4 protein-coding genes and 2 pseudogenes are annotated in these 5,476 nt (G+C 60.2%); 3 read left to right on the plus strand and 3 right to left on the minus strand.

The window, feature by feature from the left end; all coding sequences use genetic code 11:
- Positions 1-318: 318 nt before the first annotated feature.
- Positions 319-1,467, plus strand: coding sequence for a hypothetical protein (locus K359_RS65505; RefSeq protein WP_245284948.1), 1,149 nt, complete (start codon positions 319-321; stop codon positions 1,465-1,467).
- 344 nt (positions 1,468-1,811) lie between these two features.
- Positions 1,812-2,441 (plus strand): annotated as a pseudogene (locus K359_RS65510) (prolyl oligopeptidase family serine peptidase).
- Positions 2,442-2,912: 471 nt separating this feature from the next.
- Here K359_RS65510 and K359_RS60560 read toward each other — a convergent pair.
- Positions 2,913-3,428, minus strand: coding sequence for an IS5 family transposase (locus K359_RS60560; RefSeq protein WP_224496554.1), 516 nt, complete (start codon positions 3,426-3,428; stop codon positions 2,913-2,915).
- Positions 3,429-3,657: 229 nt separating this feature from the next.
- Here K359_RS60560 and K359_RS0146705 point away from each other — a divergent pair, with 229 nt between their 5' ends.
- A complete protein-coding gene (locus tag K359_RS0146705) occupies positions 3,658-4,392 on the plus strand; it encodes an alpha/beta fold hydrolase (RefSeq protein WP_029085116.1) in 735 nt (244 codons plus the stop codon).
- Positions 4,393-4,857: 465 nt separating this feature from the next.
- Here K359_RS0146705 and K359_RS60565 read toward each other — a convergent pair.
- A pseudogene (locus K359_RS60565) lies at positions 4,858-5,120 on the minus strand (transposase); the annotation flags it as partial.
- A 20-nt stretch (positions 5,121-5,140) separates the two neighbouring features.
- Positions 5,141-5,476, minus strand: a 336-nt coding sequence (locus K359_RS0146715) for a transposase (protein WP_156929108.1), incomplete at its 5' end; no start/stop codon positions are given.

The raw sequence follows: 5,476 nt of genomic DNA on the forward strand, positions 1-5,476 counted from the left end.
ACAAGGGTCGCCTTCTCATGCTTAGCGCAAAAGGCGGCTTTCTGCTGCGCAACCTGCTGCGCAACGTACGGTCGTTGCTCATAGCGCGATTGTCAGCTTTGAGACCAACGTCCCCAAGTTAACGCTGACACAAAGTAGAAAGCGACTGGAGAACCTCCAATTTTCAAGCGGCACGCTGCTTGCTTCGTTCGGGGCACCAGCGGGCGCGGTTCCCCACATATCCGCTCTTCGAAACCGAATGCACATATTCCGTCTGCTTCCGCCTACCTCGCAAGACGCGGCGAGCCCGGCCCGCCGACCCAGTCCAGGACAACTCCCATGAAAAAGTCGCTCCTCCTCGCCGCGTCGCTCTCCATGACCTGTTTGATGTCCGCGGCACTGCCCCAGAAGCTGCCGGCTGCGATGCAGGCGGACGATCCTTTCCTTTGGCTCGAGGAGATCGAAGGGCCGCGCGCATTGGCTTGGGCTCGCGCCGAGAACGACAAGACGCTCGGCGCGCTCCAATCGGATCCCCGCTATCAGCGCTTCTATCAAGAGGGGCTCACCATCCTCCAGGCCAAGGATCGGATTCCGTACGTTTCCTTCGGACGGCGCGGTCTCGACAATTTCTGGCAGGACGAGAATCACGTGCGCGGCGTCCGGCGACGTACCACGTTTGAGAGCTATCGCGCCCAGGACCCGCGATGGGACACCATCCTCGACTTGGACGCGCTGGCTGCCGCGGAGAAGAAGAATTGGGTCTTTGAAGGGGGTAGCTGCCTGCCGCCCGAAGAGCGCCTGTGCCTGCTCAAATTTTCCGAGGGCGGCAAGGACGCCGTGTTCGTGCGCGAGTTCGACGCGGACGCCCAAGCCTTCGTCACGACCGGCTTCGACCTTCCGGAGGGAAAGCAGGGCGTCAGCTGGATCGACGGCGACACGATCCTGATTGCACGCGATTGGGGCGAAGGGACCACGACGCAGGCCGGCTACCCTTTCGTCGTGAAGGAGCTCAAGCGCGCTCAGCCGCTCGTTGAAGCGCGCGAGGTCTTTCGCGGCGAACCGACCGATGACGGGACGGTGCCATTCGCGCTGCGCGACAGTGCAGGCATGGTCCATGCGACCGGCGCGGTGCGCACTATCAGCACGTTCGAGTATGAGTATGTGCTCTTCGGGCCCAAGGGGCCGATCAAGCTCAACCTGCCAAAGAAGGCGACCATCGGTGGCATCGACAGTGGCCGCCTGCTCGTGACGCTCGACGAGGAGTGGACGCCGTCCGGCGGCACCCGGTTCGCAGCCGGCTCGATCATCTCGTATGACCTGGCCGAATGGAAGCAGGATCCGCTGCGTGCCAGACCGTCGCTCGTCTTCCAGCCCGGGCCTCGGCAGGCGCTCAGCGGGTTCAGCGCCACCAGGAATTTGTTGATCCTGACGACCCTCGACAAGGTTCAGAGCAAGGCGTTCGTCTACAAGTATGATCAGGGCACCTAACGGGCCACGCCGATCCCGCTTCCGGAGAATGCGAGTGTCGGTCTACCTGCCGCATCGAATGAAAGGACGAGGTGATGTTCACCGTCTCCAGCTTTCTCAGGCCGACGTCGCTCTGGTACTTCGACGCCGCGACCGAAGCCTCGACATACTGAAGTCGATGCCTCCTAGGTTCAACGCGTCTAGACTTGTCGTGGAGCAGTTCGAGGCAACTTCGCGATACGGCACCCGCATTCCTTTCTTTGTGGTGCGGCCCAAGAGCGCGAGGTTTGACGGATCGACTCCAACCATTCTTTATGGCTATGGCATGGTTTCAGATTCCGCTCCTGCCGTCTTATGCGGGGGTTATGGGACGGCTCTGGCTCGAGCAGGGCAATGCATATGTCGTCGCGAACCTGCGCGGCGGCGGCGAGTACGGGCCGCGATGGCACGAGGCCGCTCAGGGGGCAACAAAGCAGCGCACATGGGATGATTTTATCGCCGTTGCGGAGGACCTGATCCGACGGAAGATCACCTCTCCGCGCCGCCTGGGCGTAGCCGGCGGCAGCCAGGAAGGCCTGCTGGTGGGGACCGCATTCACCCAACGACCCGACCTCTTCGATGCCGCCATGGTGGAGGTGCCGCTGTTCGACATGGTTCGGTTCACCAAGCTGGCCGCCGGGGCCTCCTGGACCGGCGAGTATGGCGATCCCGCCATTCCCGAACAGCGCGAGTGGCTCGAGGCCTACTCGCCCTATTAGAAGTTGGTGCCGGCCAAGACCTACCCGACCCCCTTCATTCTCACCTCCACCAAGGACGACCGCGTGCATCCGGCCCACGGCCGTAAGACAGCCGCAAGGCTCGCTGAGCTAGGCCAGCCCTATTTTTACTATGAGAACCTCGACGGGGGGCATAGTGCCGCCGCCAATCTCATTGAAGATGCACGCCGGGTGGCCCTCGAATATACCTATGCATTCCGGCGGCTTGTCGATGAGTGATGTCGAGAAAACAAAATCTCACTTCACATGATCGACCTTGGCGGCGCCGTCATCGGCAGCGGCGTCAGCAAGCCCGTGTTTACTATATTCAGACCGTGGTATCGCCCCGGATTAGAGCGGCAGGGCAGCGCTGTCGGTCATCATCACGGGCTTACTTGAAGCTGCCGGCGGCAGGGACGTGGACGTTCTCGACCTGCCGCTATCTCGCGCGGGTCGTTCGATACACCAGACTATACGATCTGGGTAGCGGCCATCTGAACCAGCCTGAGCGCTTGAGATTGGCCACTGTCAGTTACCTCGGCAGATCGGCCGCAAGCCATTCCGACGACGACATTGTTTGATTCTGTTGAAGACCCGTTCGACCCGGTTGCGAGCGCGATAGAGATAAGGGCTGAAGCAGATCGGATCGTTACGATTTGTTTTCGGCGGGATGTTGGCCCACGCGCACTTCTTCGTGGCAAGCTCTCCAATTCAGTCGGCGTCATAGCCACGATCGGCAAGCAGCATCGACCCCGATTTCAGACGAGACAGCAATTTCCCGGCAAGTCGAACGTCATGGGCCCCGCCGGGGCTCAATGCCAGCCGTACCGGCAGGCCATTGCTATCGACCAACGCATGAATTTTGCTCGTCAAGCCGCCGCGTGATCTTCCCATCAATTGGCGCCGATTCTTTGTGATGCAGGCGCCGTGCTGATGCACGCGGACAATCGCGGTGTCGATCATCTGGACAGCGGCATCATGGGCAGCGGCAAATGCGTCTATGATACGGCCCCAGACACCAGCCCGCCGCCAGCGGACGAAGCGGGTTGTATCAAGTGGTGTACGGCCCAAACGCCTCGGGCAGATCGCGCCAAGGTGCTCCAGATCGCAAGCCCCAAATATACCATTGAGGACGCGGCAGTCGTTCACTCGAGGAACGCCACGCGGCTTGTTCGGCAGCATCGGCCTTATGGCAGTCCATTCATAGTCGGCGAGTTCATAGCGCATGATTCGAGCCCCAAGTTTTAGGAGTTTGAGTCACAGGGGTCTCGCCAGGCGCAACATTTCTGGCGTGGCCCCGGCTCGGCACTTTCGGTCAGAAGCGAACATCAGCTTGCCGACGCCCCGCTGAAACCGTTGAAAATGACCCAAACGACATTCGGTTGCTTGCCAGGCGTTTACGGATTGCCCTCAAAGTGCAGACTTCCGTTCAGAGACAACGAAGGACGACCCGCCGATGACCCATCGAATTCTTGTGCACGGGGTGCCTGACACGCCATTCATTTGGAGTGCTTTGATCGAGCAGCTTGGTGCGCACGCGCTGGCACCCAGTCTGCCCGGCTTTTGCGCCCCGCCGCCCGCGGGATTCGGCAGCACCAAGGACGAATACGCGAAATGGTTGGTTGATCTGCTGCAGGATCAATACGCCACCTACGGCCCGCTTGATATCTTCGGACATGATTGGGGTGCATTGTTGACGTTAAGGGCTGCTTCACTGCGCCCGGACTTGATCAACTCATGGGCGATATCGGGAGCGGCGATCGACCCGGATTATGGTGGCCACTTTGTTGCTCATATCTGGAATACACCGCTCCTAGGCGAAATTGCGATAGCCGCTTCACCAAGAAAGATGATAGAAATCATTTTACGTCAGAGCGCGCTTCCACCTGATATTGCGAGGCACGAAGCGGCTGCATGGAGCGCAAACATGCGCAGATCCATCCTCGCACTTTATAGGTCAGCCAACGCGCTCCGATTTGAGGGAGACTGGGTTAACCGGCTCGAAGCCCTACCCAAGCGGGGGCTGTTGATTTGGGGAGCGAAGGACCCTTATGTGCCGGTGTCGGTGGCCCGACGCTTTGCGACGAGGCATGGCGCGAATCTTCTTGTAGAACGCAATGCGGGTCACTGGGCCATCGTCGAGCGCGCCAAGGAAATCTCGGGCGTACTCCTAGCTCACTGGCAGAAATAGCTCGGTTCGTGTCCGCCAGGAATCGACGTTTGCCCCTGTAGGACCAACGAGGGCCTTGATAACCTCTTCTGGTTCCGGACCATCACGACCTGGCTGCGCTGCCGCACGAACCTGGTCACCATAGGGTCAAAGCAGACGTAACCTTCGTCGCATGACGCCGCCGGTTTTATGGGGTACACGGCCTTCTGTAATGGGCCCGACGATGTAGCCTCCCGAGTGAACGTCACGCCGCCGAGCTCATGCTTCTGTCCGTGGTCAAGGCCTGGCCGCCACATCATGCTGTCAGAGGGAGCGGTGAGCCTATCTAGATACGCGTGGTTCGTCAGGCGACGACCACTGGCCGTGTAACGGCTTCACCGGATCCACCGTCCCGGCACGGGACTTCGGGCACAGGGCTCAGTTCAGCCCGGTTGCGTTCTTGATCTCCTCCACGTCTTCTATGTTGCGGATCGGATCCGCTCCTGCTCATCGATAAGTTGTGCCGTCGACCCAGATGCGATGCAGGATCACTGCGAGCTTGCGTGCCAGGGCAACTTTTGCGCGCTTCGAGCCTCGCCGCTTGGCGACGTCCATCCCCCAGCGCTTGAGTTTTGAGAACCGCGTGATGCGCGATAGCAGAACGTTGGCGGCTTCATACAACACCCTGTGCACCATCTCATCGCCAGCCAGCGTGAGCCGCCTGTGACGTCTTCTTCTCCCGATTGGTACTTCTTTGGCGTGAGCCCGAACAGCAGCGTAAGCGCTGTTTTCAGGCCACAGCTTTGAGGTCGTGACGGCAATAGGCCCACGGCAGCAGGTGATCGATCTCGTTATTCGGATGACCGTTGACGATCCTGGTGAGCGCGTCGGTCAAGTAGGCAAGCGGATCGACATCGTTCAGCTTACAGGTTTCGACCAGGGAGGCGATGATAGCCCAGTGCTCGGCACCACCGTCGGAGCCTGCGAACAGCGCATTTTTCCGGTTGAGCGTGATCGGACGGATCGAGCGCTCTACGGCGTTGTTGTCGAGCTCGATACGGCCATCATCGATAAAGCGCGTCAGGCCCTCCCAGCGTGAGAGCGCATAGCGGATGGCGTCGGCCAG

The sequence above is a fragment of the Bradyrhizobium sp. th-b2 genome (assembly GCF_000426785.1).
Classification (GTDB): Bacteria; Pseudomonadota; Alphaproteobacteria; order Rhizobiales; family Xanthobacteraceae; genus Bradyrhizobium; species Bradyrhizobium septentrionale.